The organism is Flavobacteriales bacterium, from assembly GCA_030584065.1.
Lineage (GTDB): Bacteria > Bacteroidota > Bacteroidia > Flavobacteriales_F > PHOS-HE28 > PHOS-HE28.
Genome location: CP129489.1, coordinates 1,224,021 through 1,243,462, shown reverse-complemented (window position 1 = coordinate 1,243,462; position 19,442 = coordinate 1,224,021). Strand labels below are relative to the sequence as shown.

The 19,442-nt window shown below is 65.9% G+C and carries 22 protein-coding genes; 16 read left to right on the top strand and 6 right to left on the bottom strand.

Translation table 11 applies throughout. The features are described 5' to 3' along the window. Positions 1-186: 186 nt before the first annotated feature. On the top strand, positions 187-1,521 hold the full coding sequence (locus QY325_05520; protein WKZ67381.1) for a PhoH family protein: 1,335 nt from the start codon (positions 187-189) through the stop codon (positions 1,519-1,521). A 23-nt stretch (positions 1,522-1,544) separates the two neighbouring features. Then, a complete protein-coding gene (locus QY325_05515; GenBank protein WKZ67380.1) occupies positions 1,545-2,051 on the top strand; it encodes a DUF4442 domain-containing protein in 507 nt (168 codons plus the stop codon). A gap of 43 nt (positions 2,052-2,094) precedes the next feature. Here QY325_05515 and QY325_05510 read toward each other — a convergent pair whose 3' ends face one another. Genes QY325_05510 through QY325_05500 form a run of 3 tightly spaced genes read right to left on the bottom strand, consistent with a single transcriptional unit; the run spans position 2,095 to position 3,939 of the window. Beyond that, the gene (locus QY325_05510; protein ID WKZ67379.1) at positions 2,095-2,724 is read right to left on the bottom strand and encodes an outer membrane beta-barrel protein; all 630 of its coding nucleotides are present in this window, start codon (positions 2,722-2,724) and stop codon (positions 2,095-2,097) included. 34 nt (positions 2,725-2,758) lie between these two features. Further along, on the bottom strand, positions 2,759-3,247 hold the full coding sequence (ribH, locus tag QY325_05505; GenBank protein WKZ67378.1) for a 6,7-dimethyl-8-ribityllumazine synthase: 489 nt from the start codon (positions 3,245-3,247) through the stop codon (positions 2,759-2,761). Positions 3,248-3,249: 2 nt separating this feature from the next. Next, complete coding sequence (locus QY325_05500) at positions 3,250-3,939, bottom strand: tetratricopeptide repeat protein (GenBank protein WKZ67377.1); 690 nt, start codon at positions 3,937-3,939, stop codon at positions 3,250-3,252. Positions 3,940-4,052: 113 nt separating this feature from the next. On the opposite strand from QY325_05500, the gene QY325_05495 reads away from it, so the two are divergent. Next, positions 4,053-5,186, top strand: a complete 1,134-nt coding sequence (locus tag QY325_05495) for a DNA replication/repair protein RecF (protein WKZ67376.1) — start codon at positions 4,053-4,055, stop codon at positions 5,184-5,186. Next, a complete protein-coding gene (locus QY325_05490; protein WKZ67375.1) occupies positions 5,179-5,445 on the top strand; it encodes a DUF721 domain-containing protein in 267 nt (88 codons plus the stop codon). The genes QY325_05495 and QY325_05490 overlap by 8 nt, the downstream gene beginning before the upstream one ends. 18 nt (positions 5,446-5,463) lie before the next feature. Here QY325_05490 and QY325_05485 read toward each other — a convergent pair whose 3' ends face one another. Continuing rightward, on the bottom strand, positions 5,464-5,883 hold the full coding sequence (locus QY325_05485) for a nucleoside-diphosphate kinase (protein WKZ67374.1): 420 nt from the start codon (positions 5,881-5,883) through the stop codon (positions 5,464-5,466). Positions 5,884-6,008: 125 nt separating this feature from the next. On the opposite strand from QY325_05485, the gene QY325_05480 reads away from it, so the two are divergent. From QY325_05480 to QY325_05460, 5 genes are read left to right on the top strand one after another with little or no spacing between them, the layout of a single operon-like run. Beyond that, positions 6,009-6,899 carry a hypothetical protein gene (locus QY325_05480; GenBank protein ID WKZ67373.1) on the top strand — a complete coding sequence of 297 codons (891 nt, stop codon included), beginning with the start codon at positions 6,009-6,011 and terminating at the stop codon, positions 6,897-6,899. Between the two features lie 7 nt (positions 6,900-6,906). Continuing rightward, positions 6,907-7,437, top strand: a complete 531-nt coding sequence (locus tag QY325_05475) for a hypothetical protein (GenBank protein WKZ67372.1) — start codon at positions 6,907-6,909, stop codon at positions 7,435-7,437. 44 nt (positions 7,438-7,481) lie between these two features. Then, positions 7,482-8,504, top strand: a complete 1,023-nt coding sequence (locus tag QY325_05470) for a bifunctional oligoribonuclease/PAP phosphatase NrnA (protein WKZ67371.1) — start codon at positions 7,482-7,484, stop codon at positions 8,502-8,504. Continuing rightward, the gene (locus QY325_05465; protein ID WKZ67370.1) at positions 8,501-9,004 is read left to right on the top strand and encodes an FKBP-type peptidyl-prolyl cis-trans isomerase; all 504 of its coding nucleotides are present in this window, start codon (positions 8,501-8,503) and stop codon (positions 9,002-9,004) included. The genes QY325_05470 and QY325_05465 overlap by 4 nt, the downstream gene beginning before the upstream one ends. Next, the gene (locus QY325_05460) at positions 9,001-9,888 is read left to right on the top strand and encodes an FKBP-type peptidyl-prolyl cis-trans isomerase (protein WKZ67369.1); all 888 of its coding nucleotides are present in this window, start codon (positions 9,001-9,003) and stop codon (positions 9,886-9,888) included. The genes QY325_05465 and QY325_05460 overlap by 4 nt, the downstream gene beginning before the upstream one ends. A 6-nt stretch (positions 9,889-9,894) precedes the next feature. On the opposite strand, the gene QY325_05455 is transcribed toward QY325_05460, so the two are convergent. Together QY325_05455 and QY325_05450 are read right to left on the bottom strand one after the other, a co-directional pair. Beyond that, on the bottom strand, positions 9,895-10,623 hold the full coding sequence (locus QY325_05455) for an SAM-dependent methyltransferase (GenBank protein WKZ67368.1): 729 nt from the start codon (positions 10,621-10,623) through the stop codon (positions 9,895-9,897). Further along, positions 10,610-11,068, bottom strand: a complete 459-nt coding sequence (locus QY325_05450; GenBank protein WKZ67367.1) for a low molecular weight protein-tyrosine-phosphatase — start codon at positions 11,066-11,068, stop codon at positions 10,610-10,612. Before QY325_05450 ends, QY325_05455 begins: the two co-directional genes overlap by 14 nt. 76 nt (positions 11,069-11,144) lie before the next feature. Here QY325_05450 and QY325_05445 point away from each other — a divergent pair, with 76 nt between their 5' ends. From QY325_05445 to QY325_05415, 7 genes are all read left to right on the top strand, one after another. Next, positions 11,145-11,453, top strand: coding sequence for a hypothetical protein (locus QY325_05445; GenBank protein ID WKZ67366.1), 309 nt, complete (start codon positions 11,145-11,147; stop codon positions 11,451-11,453). Continuing rightward, complete coding sequence (gene mutL / locus QY325_05440) at positions 11,441-13,285, top strand: DNA mismatch repair endonuclease MutL (protein WKZ67365.1); 1,845 nt, start codon at positions 11,441-11,443, stop codon at positions 13,283-13,285. Before QY325_05445 ends, mutL begins: the two co-directional genes overlap by 13 nt. Then, the gene (locus QY325_05435; GenBank protein WKZ67364.1) at positions 13,282-14,049 is read left to right on the top strand and encodes a rhomboid family intramembrane serine protease; all 768 of its coding nucleotides are present in this window, start codon (positions 13,282-13,284) and stop codon (positions 14,047-14,049) included. The genes mutL and QY325_05435 overlap by 4 nt, the downstream gene beginning before the upstream one ends. Before the next feature lie 16 nt (positions 14,050-14,065). Beyond that, positions 14,066-14,953, top strand: coding sequence for a rhomboid family intramembrane serine protease (locus tag QY325_05430; protein WKZ67363.1), 888 nt, complete (start codon positions 14,066-14,068; stop codon positions 14,951-14,953). A 6-nt stretch (positions 14,954-14,959) separates the two neighbouring features. Continuing rightward, the gene (locus QY325_05425) at positions 14,960-16,093 is read left to right on the top strand and encodes an endonuclease/exonuclease/phosphatase family protein (protein WKZ67362.1); all 1,134 of its coding nucleotides are present in this window, start codon (positions 14,960-14,962) and stop codon (positions 16,091-16,093) included. 38 nt (positions 16,094-16,131) lie between these two features. Next, positions 16,132-18,570 carry a M1 family aminopeptidase gene (locus tag QY325_05420; protein ID WKZ67361.1) on the top strand — a complete coding sequence of 813 codons (2,439 nt, stop codon included), beginning with the start codon at positions 16,132-16,134 and terminating at the stop codon, positions 18,568-18,570. Positions 18,571-18,695: 125 nt separating this feature from the next. Beyond that, on the top strand, positions 18,696-19,439 hold the full coding sequence (locus QY325_05415) for a hypothetical protein (protein ID WKZ67360.1): 744 nt from the start codon (positions 18,696-18,698) through the stop codon (positions 19,437-19,439). Positions 19,440-19,442 lie beyond the last annotated feature (3 nt).

Sequence of the window (19,442 nt, the reverse complement as noted above, 5' to 3'; positions counted from 1 at the left end):
GTAACCATGCAGGCCTAATGCGCCAATGACCCTCCCTCGAGGCGGAGCGGTGCATGGTGCTGGATTCCTTGATGGACGCGGCTTTCCGCGCCATGAACACGATCGATCGTGGATAAGTGCGGCGTGCGGTCGCCAGCGTCCGGCAGGGTGCCCGGGTACTTTTGGGCTACACCGTTCCTTGAGCGAATGAAGAAGAAAGACCGGAAGATCTTCGTGCTCGACACCTCCGTGATCCTGCACGATCACTCAGCCATCACCAACTTCGACGAGCATGATGTGGCCATACCGATCCAGGTGCTCGAGGAACTCGACACCTTCAAGAAGGGCAACGATACGATCAACTACGAGGCGCGGGAGTTCATCCGACACCTCGACAGCATAGCGGAGCGCGATCTGCTCACCGATTGGATACCCCTCAACGGCCCCTCGCACGGGAAGCTGAAGGTGGTGGCCAAGCACGACCTCAACGGCGTGGATGCCACCAAGGTGTTCCAGGACGGCAAGAACGACCACCAGATCCTCAACGCCACCCTCACCCTGCAGCGGCAGAACAAGGACCGCAAGGTGGTGCTGGTGACCAAGGACGTGGCGCTGCGCCTGAAGGCCAAGAGCCTCAACATCCTCGCCGAGGACTACCTCACCGGCAAGGTGCGCAACGTGAACGATCAGCTCTACACGGGCCGGACGGTCATGGATGATTTCAGCGAAGGGCATATCGACGCGCTCTTCGAGCAGGGCACGCTGCCGGTGGAGGAGCTGCCCATCGAGAAGCCGAAGGGCAACCACTTCTTCATCCTCAAGCACAAGAAGAAGAGCATCCTGGCCAAGTACGACCCGCGCACCGCAACGGTCGACCGCGTGGAGAAGCGGAGCGTCTTCGGCATCGGGCCCAAGAATGCCGAGCAGGCCCTTGCCATGAGCGCGCTCCTCGATCCGGAGATCAAGCTGGTGACCCTGCAGGGCGCAGCCGGCACTGGCAAGACGCTGCTGGCCCTGGCCTGTGCGCTGGAGCAGCGCCGCGATTACCGCCAGATCTACGTGACACGCCCCGTGGTACCGCTGAGCAACAAGGACATCGGTTACCTGCCCGGCGACATCCAGAGCAAGCTGGACCCCTACATGCAGCCGCTCTGGGACAACCTGAAGCTGATCAAGGGCCAATTCGAGAAGCACGACAGCACGCCCAAGCGCATCGATGAGATGCTGGAGAACGAGAAGATCGCCATCGCACCGCTGGCCTACATCCGGGGCCGCAGCCTGGCGAACATCTTCTTCATCGTGGATGAGGCGCAGAACCTTACGCCCCTGGAGGTGAAGACCGTGATCAGCCGTGCGGGAGAAGGCACCAAGATCGTCTTCACCGGCGATGTGCACCAGATCGATTCGCCCTTCCTCGACAGCGAGAGCAACGGCCTCAGCTACCTCATCGACAAGGCCAAGGGCGATCCGCTCTTCGCGCACATCACGCTGGAGAAGGGCGAGCGCAGCCCGCTGGCCAACCTTGCCAACGAGCGCCTCTAGGCCAAGGCGGTAGCTTCGCTCGCATGAAGCTCTCCGCACTGCTCGGGAAGGCCCGCCATTCGTGGGCGCATCGCTGGCTGGCGAATGCCCTGCTGCCTTGGCTCATCCCCTTCAACAGGCCGCATGGGTTCAGGGTGGTGCCGTTGAAGGACGGGGGCATGAGCGTCACCATCCCGTACTGGCGCATCAACCGCAACCACATCAAGGGCATACACGCCTGCGCGCTGGCTACCGCCGCCGAGATGTGCAGCGGCCTGGCGGTGATTGAGCGCCTCGATCCGAAGGAGTACCGCATGATCCTGCGCGAGCTGCGCATCCAGTACCGTTATCAGGCGAAGAAGCGCGTCATCGCTTCGGCACCCGACCTGACGCGGGTGATCGAGGAGCAGGTGATGGTGCCATTGCGGGCGGCCGACGCAGTGGATTACACCAGCACGGTTGAATTGCACGATGCGGATGGGAACCACGTGGCCACGGGCATCGCCACCTGGCAGGTGAAGCCGTGGAGCAAGGTGCGCACCCGGAAGTGAGTGCCAGCGCCGCAGCGGGCGCCACGCCGTTGAAGGAAGGGCTTCATTGCTCCTCCTCGGCCGGCGGCGGCTCCGGGGGCGGATTGCCCATGCGGTAGGTGAAGGTGATGGCGTAGACCTGGCTCTGCTGGGTAACCAGCCGGTCGAAGAGGCCCAGGCTCGACTGGCCACGGACATCGAAGCCCCAACGGCGGCCCTCCATGCCCATGCCCACCACCACATTGAACTGCGAGCGGCGCTGCAGGTCGGGCAGCCGATAGGGCTCATCCCAGATGAGCTGCCCGTTGAGGAAGCGCTGCTCGCGACCCTTGAGGAACCACCCGAGGCCCGCGCCGGCCAGCAGGAACATGCCGTCGGCCTTGCGGTCCGTGGAGATGCGCAGCAGGAGCGGCACCTCCAGGTAGCGAAGCGTGAGGATGGAACTCGACCCAACGGCCGGGTTGCGCACGAAGGCCCCCTTGGTGACCCAGAGCAGCTCGGGCGCGAACCTCACCTGCGGGTGGAGCTGCGCTTCCACGCACCAGCCGAACAGCGGTGCCGGCAGCATGTCGCGCGTGCTGCCCCGGAAGGCCCCGGGGCCTTGCGTGGCCAGACCCAGCCCGATCCGCGGGCCATGCTGGGCGGCCGCAGAGCAACCGATGACCAGGAGGAGCGTGAGCCAGGGCGCGCGCATCAGTGCGAAGATCGGCGAAAGCAGCGAAGGCCGCTCAGCCCTGCGCCTTCAGCTCGGCCATCTTCAGCGCCGCCACGGCGCAATCGACGCCTTTGTTGCCGTGCTTGCCCCCGCTGCGGTCGAGCGCCTGCTGCAAGGTGTCGTCGGTGAGCACGCCGAAGATGACCGGGGCGCTGAACTTGAGGCCCACGGCCATGATGCCCTGCGTGGTTCCCTGGCAGACGTAGTCGAAGTGCGGGGTCTCGCCCCTCACCACGCTGCCCAGGCAGATGATACCATGCAGTCCGCCACGCTCCAGGAGGAACTGCGCGCCCGCAGCCAGCTCGAAGCTGCCGGGCACCCAGCGCTCCACGATGTCGGAAGGGGCCACGCCATGGCGCAGCAGGGTCTCGCGCGCGCCGAGCCGCAGGGCGTCGGTGACCGTCCTGTTCCATTCGCTCACCACGAGCGCGAAACGGCGACCGGCGCCACTAGGGACGCCGGCCGGATCGTAGTGGGAGAGGTGCTTGTCGGCCGTTGACATGGCTATCCGCCCATGGCCTCGGCATGGCCCGCGTACTTGCGTGCCTGGCTGGCCTCGCTGCTGGTGGGGAAGTCGTCAGCGACGCGCCTGAATGCCTTGCGCGCACTGGCCCAGTCGCCGGCTTGCTGGTGCAGGATACCGGCCTTCATCAGGTACATGGGCGTGGTGAAGTCGTTCTTCGCCATGCTCGCCGCCTTCTCGAAGAGCTTCACCGCTTCCGCTGCTCGGCCGAGCTCCACCAGCGCATCGCCCTGGTTGCCCACCGCCATCACGCGCAGCACGTCATCGTCAAGGTCGGCCTCCTTGTAGTGCTCCAGCGCCTGCTCGAACTCGCCCTTCTGCATGTAGATGGCTCCCATGTAATAGTGGGCCAGCTCGCCGCTGGGCGTGCTGCCGAAATCCTGGGCGATGCTGGTGAATCCGGGCCAGAGGCTGTCGCCGTTGAGCGCCAGGTCGAGCGAATCGATCTCGAAGTAGTACTGCGCCTTCCAGATGAGCTCAGCGGCCTCGTTCTCGCGCGGCTCCAGGTACAGCTTCTTCACCCCGAGGATGCCGCCAACCACCACCAGCAGGCCGATGGCGCCCATGGTGATGCTCTTCTTATGCTTGTCGAGGAACAGCTCCGTGCGGGTGTAGACTTCGCCCAGGTCGAGGTCCTTGCCTTCGGCGGGCTCAGCGTGCTTCTTGCTCATGGGTCCTAGATGGCGCTTTTCGCGGGGCGCAAATGTAGGATTTCGAGGCACTTACGGGAAGCACCCTCCGGAACGGCCGGGAAGGCCCGCCGGCCGCGGCGTAGCTTCGCGCCATGGCCTTCCACCTCAGCCGCCTGCATGCGCTGAATTTCCGCAACCACCGGGTGGCGGAACTGGAGCTGGGGCCGGAGGTGAATTGCTTCACCGGCCCCAACGGCACGGGCAAGACCAACCTGCTGGATGCCGTCCATTACCTGGCTTTGGGCAAGAGCTATTTCGAGCCGGTGGATCAGCATAACATCCTTCGCGGGGAGGAGCTGATGGTGGTGCAGGGGACGCTGCGAACGGATGGGGGGGATGACACGGTGCTCTGCAGCGTGCGCCGCGGGCAGCGCAAGGTGCTGAGCCGCAATCGGAAGGAGTACGATCGCTTGGCCGACCATGTGGGCCGGTACCCGGTGGTGATGATCACGCCCTATGATGGGCAGCTGGTGCTGGAGGGCAGCGAGGTGCGGCGGCGCTTCCTCGACGGCCTCATCGCCCAGTTCGACAAGGCGTACCTGGAGGCGCTCATCCGCTACAACCGCGCCTTGGCGCAGCGCAATGCCCTGCTGAAGCAGCATGCGGAGCGCGGCGGGGTGCCGCAGGGAGCCTTCGAGGCCTGGGACGAGCAGCTGGCGCAGCAGGCCACGGCCATCCATGCAGCGCGCGCCGCCTTCATGGGCGAACTGGTGCCGCTGCTCGAGGAGCACTATGCGGGCATCAGCTCGGGCACCGAGCAGGTGGCCCTGGAGTACCGTTCAGGGCTGAACGAGTCGACCATGGCGGCGTTGATCGCCGGGGCGTGGGAGCGCGACCGGGCGGCGCAGCACACCACGGTGGGCGTACACAAGGACGACCTGCTCTTCACGCTCGAAGGCCAGCCGCTGAAGCGCTTCGGCTCGCAAGGGCAGCAGAAGACCTATCTCATCGCGCTCAAGCTGGCCCAGTTCGAGCTCACGGCGCGCCGCAGCGGCGAGCGCCCCATCCTGCTGCTGGATGATATCTTCGACAAGATCGATCCCCAGCGGATGCGGCACTTGCTGCGCCTGCTAAGCGGCCACCGTTTCGGGCAGGTGCTGATCACCGATACCGATGCGGTTCGGCTCCACGCCGCCCTCGACGGCCTTGACCTCGACACCCGGTTCTTCCACCTCACCCACTCCGGAATCACCCGTGAAGCGACGCAACGAACAGTCCTTGGCTGAGGCGATCGCCTACCTCATCGATGGGGCGGGCATGCGCGAGAAGATGGACGAGCTGGATATCGCCTCGTGGTGGGACGAGGTGACCGGCCCCATGATCGCGCGCCACACCACGGCCATCACGCTCAAACGGGGCCGGCTCCTGGTGCGGGTCGACAGTGCGCCGCTCCGGCAGGAGCTCACGTTCATGCGCGTCACCATCGCGGAGCGCCTCAATCAGCGCATGGGCCGCGCGGTGGTGGCGGAGGTGGTGCTGCAGTGACCGCCGGTCGGGCGTGGGTCAGAATTGCTCGCGGCCGCTGAAGAAGAAGGCGCCTTCGATGGCGGCATTCTCATCGCTGTCGCTGCCATGCACGGCGTTCTTGGCCTTGCTCTCGGCGAAGCGCTTGCGGATGGTGCCCTCGGCCGCCTGGGCGGGATCCGTGGCGCCGATCAGCTCGCGGAAGGCGGGAACAGCATTCTCCCTCTCCAGGATCGCCGCCACGATGGGGCCGCTCGCCATGTATTCCACGAGCTCGCCGTAGAACGGGCGCTCCTTGTGCACCGCATAGAAGCTGCCGGCCTCCTGTCGCGAGAGCCGGGTGTATTTCAGCGCGATCACCTTGAATCCGCTGTCGATGATCATGTCGAGGATCTTGCCCATGTTCCCTGCGGCCACTGCCTCGGGCTTGATCATCGTGAATGTCCTGTTGCCTGCCATTGTGGGTTGTTGAAAAAGCGGCGCAAAAGTAATCGGGTGCCGGCCATGGCCGCCGCACCAGGCTCATCTTCCTTCGCGGGGTCGCTCCCTCACGGGCCTAAGCCCCAGAACACATCCCTCGCCACATGCATCCGGCACGCATCCCCCCGCTACTCGCCATCCTCGCACTGACCGCTTGCGGCGGAGATGCCGGCCCGCAGGCCGAGCAGCCCAGCGCCGGGCTGGTGATCGGCGGCGAGGAGGCCGAGGTGAGCGCCCTCTACCAGATGCCAACGCCCAATGAGCTCTTCGGCCTGGTCCGGCAGATGGCAGGGGAAGGCCACAAGCGGATGCTCAATCCGGCGAGCCATGTGGACAAATACGCGAGCCTGCGGGCCCGGGCGATCAATTTCGGGGTCTATGCCACCGATCTGGTCTATGCCAGCAGCTTCAAGCTGAACGTGGAGGTGGCACGCTACTACCTCACCTCGAAGAAGCTGGCCCAATCGCTGGGCCTGGACAATGCCTTTTCCGATGCCGACTTCGTGCGCCTGGAGTCGAACCTCACCCGCGGGGACTCCTTGGAGGTGATCAGCAACGAGGCCTACCAGCGCGCCTATGAGCGCATGCAGCAGGAGCGGATGGGCCCCGTGCTGCACATGGTGCTTGCGGGCGGCTGGCTCGAAAGCATGCACCTGGTGATGCGGCAGATCGATGCCTTCGGCCAGAGCGAGGCACTGGTGGCGCGTGTGGCCGAACAGAAGGTGACCTTGGACCACCTGTTGGGCATGATGGAGGAGACCAAGGCGGACCCGGATGTGGCTGAGGTCTATGCCCGCCTCTCGGCGCTCAGGTCCATCTACGACCAGCTCGAGGTGAGGCGCGCCCCGCACGGCGGCGCATCGCCTTCCGGCCGCATGGTGCTGGGCGAGGACATGACCGTGGAGCTCACCCCCGAGAAGTACGCCGAGCTCTCGAAGGCCGTGACGGACCTGCGCAACGAATGGATCAAGCCCGAAGGCGGCACCAACTCCTGATCGCACCATGACCCGCAACGTCATCCAGCTGTTGGCAGCCGCAGCGCTGCTCGCCGCCCCGTTCGCCCCCGCGAAGGCCCAGAGCGAGTGCCTTACCTATCACAAATTCAATTGCGACCGGTCGCGCGATGCGCGGTTCTCGGTTAACGGCCAGAGCAGGAGCGCCCTGGTGAAGGTGGGCGAAGAGACCGAGCTCAACATCATCGTGTACCGGGGGCAGGACTACCGCATCTCCGTCTGCCACGACTCGAAGATCCTCGGGGAGGAGGTCGCCATCCGCCTGGTGGAGAAGCTGCGCACTGCGAGCGATGGCGAGGATGGCAAGCGCACCTATTCAGAGACCGAGAAGGTGCTCTGGGACAACACCGAGCATGAGATGGCGAGCGAGATCGAATTCTCCTGCACCGCCACCAAGCGCATCGCCGTGAAGGTGAACGCCCCCGGTGCCTCTGACCGCAAGGGCAAGGCGGCCGATCTCGATATCGGCTGCGTGGGCATCCTGATCGAGCACATGCCCACACCGGGCATCGGGTTCTGAGCGGGTTTCAGCAGCATCCACGGGGCGGCTAACTTGGCCGCCCCATGCATTCGCCTTCCGCACCGGCCGAAGCCGTAGTCGCCCTGCGGCACCTGCTCCGATCGCCGCGGCGCTGCGCCATCGTCACGCACTTCAATCCCGATGGCGATGCCGTCGGGTCATCGCTGGGGTTGATGCACCTGCTTCAGGGGTCAGGCCATTCGGCAACCGTGGTGCTGCCCAACGGCGCACCGTCCTTCCTGCATTGGATGCCGGGCTACGGCCAGGCCATCGCCTTCGATGCGAGACGCGATGAGGCGCTGGCCGCCATCGCGGAATCGGAGGTCCTTTTCTGCCTTGACTTCAACCGGCCCGATCGCGTCGGCGGCTTGGAAGAGGCGGTGCGGAAGGCCCCGATGAAGGTGCTGATCGACCACCATCAGGACCCCGCCCCGTTCGCGGAGCTGTCGTTCTCCGACCCCACGGCATGCGCCACCAGCCAGATGATCTGCGACATCGCTGCTGCGCTGGGCCTGGGTGCTTCCATCAGCACCGCATCGGCCACCTGCCTCTACACCGGCATCGTCACCGATTCGGGCTCCTTCCGTTTCGGCAGCACCACGCCCCACACCATGCGCGTGGCCGCCGAGCTCATGGAGCGCGGCGTCGTCATCACCGCGGTCCACGAGTCCATCCTCGACGATAACCGGCCCGAGCGGCTCAAGTTGCTTGGCTTCACGCTCAACGAGCGCCTTGAGGTGCTCCCGGAGCTGGATACCGCCATCATCGCCCTCAGTATGGCCGACCTGAAGCGCTTCGGGTTCCAGCCTGGTGATACGGAGGGCTTCGTGAACTATGGATTGTCCATCCGCGGGATCCGGTTGGCGGCCTTCTTCGTGGAGCGCCCCGACCTGGTGAAGGTGAGCCTGCGCTCGAAAGGCACGCTTCCGGTGGATCATTTGGTGCGCGACCACTTCAATGGCGGCGGGCACCGCAACGCGGCCGGCGGACAGGCGAAGGAATCCCTCACCGATGCCGTGGCGCGCTTCCGCTCCCTGCTCCCGGCCTTCATCGCGGCAAACCCATGAGGTTCGCGGTAGCAGTCCTGCTTCTGGCCGCTTGCGGCGGAGGTGAGGCGGTGCCCGCGGGGCAGCGCCCGCCCGAGCGCAACTTGATGCAGGAGAACCGCGATGCCGTGCGCCTCGAGGACCGGGACATCAACCTGTATGCGGAGCGCAACGGCCTTCAGCTCCAGCGCAGCGGCACCGGGGTGAGGCATCTTCTCCTGCGCGATAGGGCCGGCGCGAACGTCCGGCCTGGGCAGTGGGCGCAGGTGCGCTACACCGTGGAGCTGCTCAACGGCGATACCGCGTACGTGAGCGATTCCGCAGGCCCGGAGAGCTTCAGGGTGGAGGAGGATGACGTGGAGAGCGGCCTGCACGAGGCCATCCAGCACCTCTCGCCGGGCGACAGCGCGGTGATCATCATTCCCAGCTACCGTGCGCACGGCCTTATCGGCGATATGGACCGGATACCCCCGCGGAGCACGGTTGTCTACCGCATCGGCCTGGCAGGCGTGAGGCCATGAGTGCACGAGCCGATTGCCTGCTGCCCTTGGCTTCGTTGGTCATCCTGGCCTGCGGGGGCTCGCCCTATCCCGGATTCAAAAAGGTGGCTGAAGGCGTGCACCTGAGGTACCATGCGCTGGGTGACGGGCAGCGGATCCCCGCCGACGGCGACAGCGTGCTCCTGCGGCTTCGCGTGGCGGAGCTCGGCGAGGCGCCCGGGTCATACTGGAGCTCCGAGCGATGGTACCTCACGCGGGACCTCCGCTCCGGAGCCTTGGCTCCCGTGCTGCGTAGGCTTCATACCGGTGATAGCATGAGCGTGATCGCACCGGCCGAGCGATGGCCATGGAAGGCGCTGGTCAAGGACGCGTTGGCTTCACCGCCCGATACGCTGCTGCTGCAGGCAGAGGTGGCCTTGGTGGACCTGCGCACCCCGGAAATGGTGCGGGAGGCGGAAGAGCGCATGCGTCAGGAGGATCCCGAGGGCTTCGAGCGGCGGCTGATCTCAGCCTACCTCGCGCACCATGGCGGCACCTGGACGCGCTGGGGCACGAGTGACCTGCATTACCGCATCGCGGGTCCCGTGCGCGATACGGCCCGGGTGCAGCCGGGCGATTCGGTGACCGTCCGCTGGCGCGGCCACCGGCTCGAGGATGGCCGGCTCTTCGATGACCTTGGGGGGCGCACCGGGCTCTTCACATGGACCTATGGGACGCCCGACCAAGTGATGAAGGGCGTGGAGGTGGCCGTGAGCCTGCTCCGGACCGGGCAGGAGGGGGAGTTCATCATTCCCTCGGCGATGGCCTTCGGCGAGCGCGGCATCCCCGGCCTGCTCGACCCGCATGCACCGGTGCGCTACATCATCAGGCTGGAATCCGTGGTGCAAACCGACTCAGTCTCGTGACACGGCTCACTGCGGCCAGGTGCCGAGGATGAACACGGCCGGGCGCTTCCCCAGCACAGGTCGGTCCCTCTGCCACTGCGCGACGGTCCGGGTGCGGATCCATCCCCCGGGCTGAGTAGCATCCACGGCGATGCTGAGAACGGTCGCCGGCTGGCATTCCTTAAGCATGTCGGCCAAGAGGGCCTCGTTCCTGTAAGGCGTCTCTATGAATAGCTGCGCAGCCCCTGTGCGCCTGGCCTCCAGCTCCAGCCGATTGATGGCCTGCCGCCGTTCAGGAGGCTTCACCGGAAGGTAGCCGTGGAAGCAGAACCGCTGGCCATTGAGGCCGGAGGCCGCGAGGGCCAGCAGCAGGGCAGATGGCCCGGTGAGCGGGATGACGGGGATGCCTGCCTCGTGGGCGGCGCGGACCAGGCTCGCTCCGGGGTCTGCAATGCCCGGCATGCCGGCTTCGCTGATCACGGCGGCATCGCGGCCGTCACGGAGCAGGCCGATCAACTCCCGGGCGTAGGCCGGTGTCGAGTCCTTGTCGAAACGGTGAAGCTCCAGCCTGGACAGGTCTATGGCCGGCACCAACCGGCGCAGGGCCGACCGGGCGCTCTTCTCATGCTCGCAGAACCATCGGGTGATGCGGCCGGCCAGCGCGGCATTCTCAGGCGGCATCTGCTCCGGTCCACCGGTTTCGCCCAGCCACACGGGGAGGAGGTAGAGCGATCCGCTGCCGTCAGCGCCGGACATCGTTCAGCAGATTCGTGCAAGCCTCCAATAGCATCTCGTGCACGGCATCGAAGCCCTCCTCACCGCCGAAGTACGGGTCGGGTACCTCGCGCAGCGGATTGCCTGGGGCGTGGTCCATGATGAGCCGCGCTTTGGCCGCATGCGCTGGGCTGGGCGCCAGGCGCAGCATGTTGCGCAGGTTGTCGCCGTCCATCGCCAGCAGGAGGTCGAACCGGTCGAAGTCCTCGGGCGTGAACTGCCGGGCGCGGAGATCGGAGATGTCAAGGCCCTGCCGGCGCATGGCGGCCTGGGCCCGATGGTCGGGCGCCTCACCCACATGGTAATCGCCGGTGCCGGCGCTGTCGGTAGTGATGGAAAGGCCGCGTTCCCGCGCCAGATGGCGCAGCACGCCTTCGGCCATGGGTGATCGGCAGATGTTGCCGAGGCAGACCATGAGGATGCGCATGGCGCGAAGATGCGGAAGCGGCGGCCAGGCGCGTTCCCTGCCCGCATACCCTCGCCGACTGGTTACTTTTGAGGCCATGCAGCCGCCGCGCATCCCAGCCCTCTTCAGCCTCTTCCGCCAGCGGGGGGGGCGCGGCTTCGACTACACGCCGCGCTACTATGATGCAGCCAAGGAGGCCCGGCACCAGCGGATTCAGCGGGCCGCCGGTGCGGAGGGCCAGGGCCCTGAGGCGTTCCGCGCCCGCATGCGCCATAGCTGGCAGCGGCAGGGCGGTGAAGGGGCCAGCGTGATGCGCCTGGTGGTGGTCATGGCCATGGTCTGCGGCATCCTTTACTTCATCATCAAGGGCTTCGGGCTCCTGCAGCACTTCGCATGGCCGACCTGATCAGGCTGCTGCCCGACCATGTGGCGAACCAGATCGCCGCAGGCGAGGTGGTGCAGCGCCCCGCCAGCGTGGTGAAGGAACTGCTGGAGAACAGCGTGGATTCCGGCGCGCGCCGCATCACCCTGGTGGTGAAGGATGCCGGCCGTACCCTGGTGCAGGTCACCGACGACGGCAAGGGCATGAGCCCCAGCGATGCACGCCTCTGCTTCGAACGGCACGCCACCAGCAAGATCCGCCAGGCGGATGATCTTGGCGCCGTTCGCACCAAGGGTTTCCGGGGCGAGGCGCTGGCCAGCATCGCGGCCATCGCCCAGGTGGAGCTGCGCACCCGCGAGCACGATCAGGAGCTGGGCACGCGCGTGCTCATCGAAGGGAGCCGGGTGCGGGCGCAGGAGCCCATCGCAGGGCCGGCAGGCACGACCATCAGTGTGCGGAGCCTCTTCTTCAACACGCCCGCGCGCCGGCAGTTCCTGAAGAGCGACAGCGTGGAGCAGAAGCACGTGCTCGATGAGTTCACCCGGGTTGCCCTTGCGCATCCGGAGGTCGGGTTCCGCCTCATCAGCAACGACCGCGAGGAGTTCAACCTTCCGGAGATGCCCTCCGATGCGGTTTTCGGGGCGGCCATGCGCCAGCGCATCACGGGCCTCTTCGGGCGCCGCCACGATGAGCGCCTGGTGCCGGTGGAGGAGGGCACCGATATCGTGAGCGTCCGTGGCTTCGTGGGCAAGCCCGAGTTCGCCAAGCGGTCGCGCGGCGAGCAGTTCTTCTTCGTCAACCACCGCTTCATCCGCAGCAGCTACCTGGAGCATGCGGTTCGGCGCGCCTATGAGGAGCTGGTGGCGGCCGATGCCTACCCGGGCTGGTTCCTCTTCATCGACCTGGATCCGGCGCGGATCGATATCAACATCCATCCCACCAAGACCGAGATCAAGTTCCGCGACGATCGCTCGGTGTACGCCATCGTGCATGCCGCTGTGCGCAGGGCCCTGGGGCGCTTCAGCATCGTGCCCAGCCTCGACTTCGAGCCCGAGCCCGCCCTTATCGCGAATGCGGGTGCCGGTGCTCCTGTTTGGCGTCCGGCCGATCTCGGGGCCTTCACGGCCCCGCCCCGCCCCAGCCCCGAGGGTTGGCAGAAGCTCTTCGACATGGGCATGGCCTCGCCCGTGGAGGAGGGGCCCGAGCCCGTGGAGGGCACAGCGGCGGTGGAACGGTCGACGGCCGCGGCGGACCGGGTGCTGCCCTCGCGCGAGGAGGATGGTGCCGGCGATCGCCCGGTGTTCCAGCTCCACGGCCGCTACATCGTGGCGCAGGTGCGGAGCGGCGTGCTTGTGGTGGACCAGAGCCGCGCACATGAGCGCATCCTTTACGAGCGGAACCTGAAGCTCCTGGCGCAGGGCGCGGGCATGTCCCAGACAGAGCTCTTCCCGCGCCATGTGGAGCTCACCGCCGCCGACCTGGCACTCGTTCAGGGCGTGCTGCCCGAGCTCCGCAGCATGGGCCTGGACCTTGAGCTCTTCGGTGGGCGCACCGTGCAAGTGAACGGGATGCCCGCCGAGGCGGCCGATGAGGACCCGGGCCGGCTGATCGAGCAGCTGCTGGAGCAGCTCAAGAGCGCGGGCAGCGCCCTACGGAATGAGCGCCATCCGGCCTTGGCACGCGGATTGGCACGCTCCATGGCCATCAGGCCGGGACGCGTCCTCGCAACCGCCGAGATGCACGGGCTCATCGACCGGCTGTTCGCCTGCGGATCGCCCACCCATACACCGGGCGGCAAGCCCGTGCTCATCACCTTCAGCCTCGATGAGCTCAACGAACGCTTCGAACACCGATGAGATACGGCACAGGACCGCTGGCCCATACGCCCACCGTAGTCAAGAACCTGGTGATCATCAACGTCATCGTCTATGGCGTCAAGTTCATCGGCCAAGGGCGCTTCCTCGGCATGGACATGGATGCCACCCTGGGGCTGCACTATATCACCTCGCCCGAATTCAGGCCTTGGCAGCTCATCACGTACATGTTCATGCACGGTGGTTTCTGGCACCTGTTCATGAACATGTTCGGCCTGTTCATGCTCGGCTCGCCGCTGGAGTACCGCTGGGGCTCGAAGCGGTTCCTCACCTACTACATGATCTGCGGCCTCGGGGCTGTGGCCCTGAACATGGGCGTCCAAGCATGGGAGTATGGCCAGCTCACGTCGGGCCTCTCCGGGTCGGACATTGCCCTGGTGCGCATGGATGGACCAGCGGCGCTCCGGGATCTCTGGTTCGGCGGCACCGGCTTCGGCGATGGGGCGATGAACCAGCTGGCGGCGCTGCTCTTCACCCCGATGGTGGGGGCCTCGGGCGCCATCTTCGGCATCCTGGTGGCCTTCGGCATGCTCTACCCCAATGTCGAGCTCATGATCTTCCCGCTGCCCATACCGATCAAGGCGAAGTACTTCGTGCTGCTCTATGGGGCCTATGAGGTCTATGCAGGCTATGCCGGGTTGCTCGGACAGGGCAGCGACAATGTGGCCCACTTCGCGCACATCGGAGGGCTGGTCGTGGGTTTCTTCACGGTGCTCATCTGGCGCCGGCGCCTTCCTTACGCCTGAGGGCGATCTTTGCGGCATGCTGGAGGATCTGAAGCGGCAATGGCGTAGCGGCGGCATGGTGATCCGCCTTATCCTGGTGAACGCAGCGGTATTCCTGCTCCTGCGCCTGGTCGATTTGCCCTTCTGGGCGGTCCGCCGAGAGGGCCCCGATATCCTGGGCTGGCTGTGGAGCACGAGCAACCTGCGGGATCTCCTTCACCGCCCATGGACCGTGGTCACCTACATGTTCGTCCATTGGGACTTCCTGCACCTCTTCTTCAACCTGATGCTGCTCTGGTTCATGGGCCGGATCTTCGAGGACCTCCTTGGCGGCCGCCGCGTCCTGGGCAACTACCTGCTGGGCGGCCTGTCGGGCCTAGCGCTGTACGTGGCGGGATACAACATCCTGCCGGTTTTCGCCGACCTCGCGCCCATCTCTACCATCCACGGCGCCTCGGCGGCGGTCATGGCCGTGCTCGTCGGCATCGCCGCCTACCGGCCAGACCTTGAGGTGCACTTGCTGCTCTTCGGTGCCGTGCGGCTCAAATGGGTGGCGCTCGTCCTCGTGCTCATCGACCTGGTGAGCGTGCGCAGCAGTGGCAATAGCGGCGGGCACCTGGCCCATATCGGCGGTGCCATCTATGGTTACGCAGCTTCCATGCAGCTGCGCAAAGGGAACGACTGGTCGCTGTCCTTCGTGAATGCACTGGACCGGCTGTTCAGCCTAGTGCGCAGGAAGAAAGGGCCGCGGATGCGCGTCACCCGTCCGGCCGCTGCCCGGGGCCGTTCCGATGCCGACTATAACCAGGCCAGGCGTGATGACCAGGCGCGGATCGATGCCATCCTGGACAAGATCTCGCGCAGCGGGTACGACAGCCTGACCAAAGAGGAGAAAGCAACCCTCTTCAAGGCCGGCGGCAGCTAAATGGCCATGTCGGACGATCGGGAGCTACTGAAGAGCCGCCCTTCGGGCTGGCACAGGCCCATGTGGTGGGCCAATGGCCTGGCCGTACTGGTCCTGCTGGCCACCTATCTGGCGCCGCACGTGAGCCCCAAGCTCTTCTGGCCCTTGGTGCTGCTGGCCTATGCCTACCCCTTCCAGGTGGCCTTGCATGGCATCTTCCTGCTGTACTGGCTGATTGCCCGTCCCAAGCGGATGCTGCTCTCCGGTATCGCCCTGCTCATCGGAGGGTCGCACATCGGTGACCACTTCCAGTTGCGCGGCTCTGCGGCCCCCCCGGAAGGCGTTGAGGCCGAAGGCACCAAGCTGATCAGCTGGAACGTGCGCCTGTTCGACCTCTACAACTGGGACAGCAACGACCGCACGCGCGATGCCATCTTCGATGTGCTGCGCCGCGAGGACGCCGGCATCCTCTGCCTGCAGGAGTTCTTCCACAGCTCGGACAAGCGCTACTTCCGCACGCGCGATGCGCTGGTGGGTGAACTCGGCTATCGGGCCGAGCACATGGCCTGGTCGCAGAAGGCGCGCAACGATCAGCACTTCGGGATCGCCACCTTCAGTCGCCATCCCATCGTGCGGCGCGGCCAGGTGGCCTTCGCGGAGCGCTCGGGCAACCTCTGCATCTGGACCGATGTGGCGGTGGAGGGCGACACCGTCCGCGTGTACAATGCCCACCTCGCGAGCTTCCATTTCGGCGACCAGGACTACCGCTTCCTGGATTCGCTGAACACCGGCACGGACACCGAGACCATCAAGGTGAGGGGCGGGCGCATACTGGGCCTGCTCCGCTCTGGATCGGTGCGAAGGGCCGAGGAAGTCGCCGCCATCGTGGAGGACATGGCGCGGAGCCCCCACCCGGTGGTCTTCTGCGGCGACATCAATGATGTGCCCATGAGCTATGCCTACGGCCAGCTCCGCGGCAATCGCCGCGATGCCTTCGTGGAGAGCGGCAGCGGTACGGGCGGTACCTACATCGGCAAGCTGCCGCGCCTGCGCATCGACCACATCCTGCACGATGAGGCGATCGCCAGCTGGGGGTTCGAGGTGCTGCCGGAGGAGCTCAGCGACCACCGTGCAAACCGGGTGATGATCGCCGTGCGCTGAGCGGGCCTCCTTAGCTTCGTGGACCAGAGCTTCATCGCATGCCGTTCGCGCGCACGTCCCTTCCCTTCGCCGCACTCCTGATCGCCTCCTCTGCCATGGCACAGCCGCTCATGCGCGGCTGCCTGGTGCTGCACGATGGCGAGCCCCCGCGCCCCCAGCCGCTCACCCCGGGCCAGCGCACGCTCATCGCCGAGACCATTGCACGCAGCGACACCTTCGACATCCTGCACTATGGCATCGACATGGATGTGACCGACTACGCCGGTCAATCCATCAAGGCCGCTACCACCATCACCTTCCAGGCCCTCATGGCGGACCAAGGGAGCATCCGCTTCGACCTGCAGGGCCTCCAGGTGGATTCCGTGATCGGCCCGGATGGACCCCTGGCCTTCACCCACGATGGCCAGTTCCTCCGGGTGAACCTGGAGACCGCTCCGCCGGTGGGGGAGGAGCAGCAGCTTACCGTTCATTACCAGGGCTCGCCCCTCCGTGATCCGGAATGGGGCGGCTTCTACTTCGCCAGCAACTACATCTACAACCTTGGCATCGGCCTTTCCACCGTGCCGCCGAACTTCGGGAAGGTCTGGTACCCGTGCTTCGACAGCTTCGTGGAGCGTGCGAGCTACACGTGGAGCGTCAAGAGCGCCGGGGGGCGCAGGCTGCAAGGCCAGGGCGAATTCCTGGGCGAGACCCAGCTCGGCGGCGATACGGTGGTGCGCTCCTTCGCGCTGGAGCACGAGATCCCGACGCATGTCAGCGCCATCGCCGTGGCGGACTATGCCGAGCACGCATTCGTGCACACCGGCGCGTATGGCGAGATTCCCGTCACCCTGCGCGCCAAGCCCGCTCAGCTGAACGCCATGGTGGGCAGATTCGGCGACCTCGGCGCCTGCATCGATGCCTTGGAGCACTGGTACGGCCCCTATGCCTACGGGCGCGTAGGCTATGTGCTCACCACCGATGGTGCGCTGGAGATCCCCACCAACATCGCCTATCCGGATTTCATGCCGAGCCAGAGCGTGGCGCGCAACCGCAAGCTCTTCGCCCATGAGCTGGGCCACCATTGGTGGGGCGATTGGGTGACGCCCTTCGTGCATAACGACATGTGGCTCAAGGAGGGCCCCGCCGAGTACAGTGCCCATCTGCTGGAGGAATGGCTCAATGGTCGGCCCGCGATGGTGAGCATGGTGAAGGACAACCTGCTCGACATCCTCGGCTCCGCCCACACCGATGACGATGGTTTCCAGGCCCTCTCGCCCATGCCTGATGAGCACATCTACGGCACGCACACCTACTACAAGGGCGCGGCCGTGATGCACAACCTGCGAGGCTACCTGGGCGATGACCTCTTCCGGACCGCCATGCGCGAGAGCCAAGTGCGCCTCAGCAACCGGACCATAACCCCCGAGCAGTGGCGCGATACGCTGGAGTCCATCACCGGGCGAGACCTTCATCCGTTCTTCCAGGATTGGGTGTTCAGCCCCGGGTATTCAGTCTTCGAGGTGCGGTCATTCACCAGCCAATCCGACGGCGGAGGCTGGACGGTGGACCTGCATATCGGCCAGAAGCTCTACGGCACGGAAACGCTGCATTCCGACGTGCCGCTCGACCTCACCCTCGTCGGCTCTGATGGGCAGGTGCATGAGGTGCCAGTGACCGCCAGCGGCGCCTCAACGCTGCTGCAGCTGAGCGTCCCGTTCCAGCCCGTCATGGCCGTGCTCGACCGGCACCATCGCCTGAATCAGGCGCGGATGGACCATGAGGCCACGCTGCTCCCCGCCGCCTCCTACAACACGGCGTTGCCCAGGGTCGATTTCCGCCTCATCGCATCCGACCTGCCCGATACAGCGCTCGTCCGCGTGGAGCACATCTGGTCCGGAGCCGATCAGGAGCCCTTCGGCCCGGGCGTTCAGCAGGTGAGCGGCACGCATTACTGGAATGTGAGCGGGCGGTTCGAGGAGACCGCGGCGATGCGCGCCCGCTTCATCTACCAGGGTGGCATCCCCAGCCAGTTCGACTTTGACCTTGTCGCCGGCGACGAGAGCGGTATGGTGATGGTGTGGCGCCCGGACGCCGACCAGCCGTGGGTGATCCATCCCGATCAGACCGTCACCACCGGATCGCTCACCAACGGCACGGGCCAGATCGAATTGAACATGCTGCTGCGGGGGCAGATCGCGTTCGCCAAGGCATCGGGCTTCATCGGCATGGCGGAGGCGGAGCAGGGTGCCTTCACGCTCTATCCGGTGCCGGTGGCGGACCGGCTTACCGTGGAGGTGCCGGCCGGCCGGAAGGGCACCTGCCTGGTGGATATCCTGGACAGTCAGGGACGCCTCGTGCTTCGCCAGACCCGCGCGCTCGGCACGGGGCCGTTCGGAGTCGATGTGCAGGACCTGCCGCCGGGCAGCTACCTGCTCGGCCTCACCGGGCCGGATGGTCGTACCATCGGGGCCAAGCGCTTCGTGGTGGACCGCTGACCGGGCTGACTGCCCGGAAACCGGCATGAGTCGATGCGCGGCTTGGCCCCTAAGCGTAACCTCTTCCGCTGAACAGCGTACGAGCGCCCCGAGCATCCGGATGGATCGCTCCAAAACGCTCGACCATGCATCGTTCATTCCGCATCCTGTGCCTCGCAGCCACCTTCATCATGGGGACGGTCAAGGCGCAGGAATACCGCATCGAATACCGCTGGCTCAACGAGGCCTGTGCCGAGGTGCTCAACTGCGAAGGGGGATGCACTGCCTGCAATCTCGCTGCCGGCACCTCGGGCCCGCTCATCGGCACCAATGCGGCATGGATCGGGGTGGACGCCTGCCCGCTGCCCATTGCCGTCGGCGACAATGCGGTGTTTTCCACGGGGTGGACCGCCGAGCCGGCTGGCGACCGGGTGCTTGCCATCTCGGGAGTCGCCACGGCCCCCATTCGCATCGATTCCATCCGGTTCCGGCATGCGCTCTACGCAGATGGGCCCCAACGCGTGAAGGTGCTCTTCACCCCGGATGCCGCTATGGCGCCGGAGGTGGTGGCCGATGTGGAGGTGCCCTTGGAGTTCACCAGCGTGGCCCTGTCCGACCTCGGATCGGTGGTTCCGCCGGAAGGCAGCAGTATCGGTACGTTCCAGCTCCGTTTCCAGCCCTATCAGAATACCAACGGCGCGTGGGCGCTGGACGAGGTGGTGGTGGTGGCCAGTCCGCTGCAGGGAACGCAGACCGGCATCGCCGAGGTCTGGGAGCGCATCCCGCAGGGCAAGGGCCCGCTGCACGATCTCATGGGCCGCCCCGTGGGGGATGAACCTGCTCCCGGCGTCTACATCCGTGGCAACAAGCGGCAGGTGCAGGTTTTCTGAGCG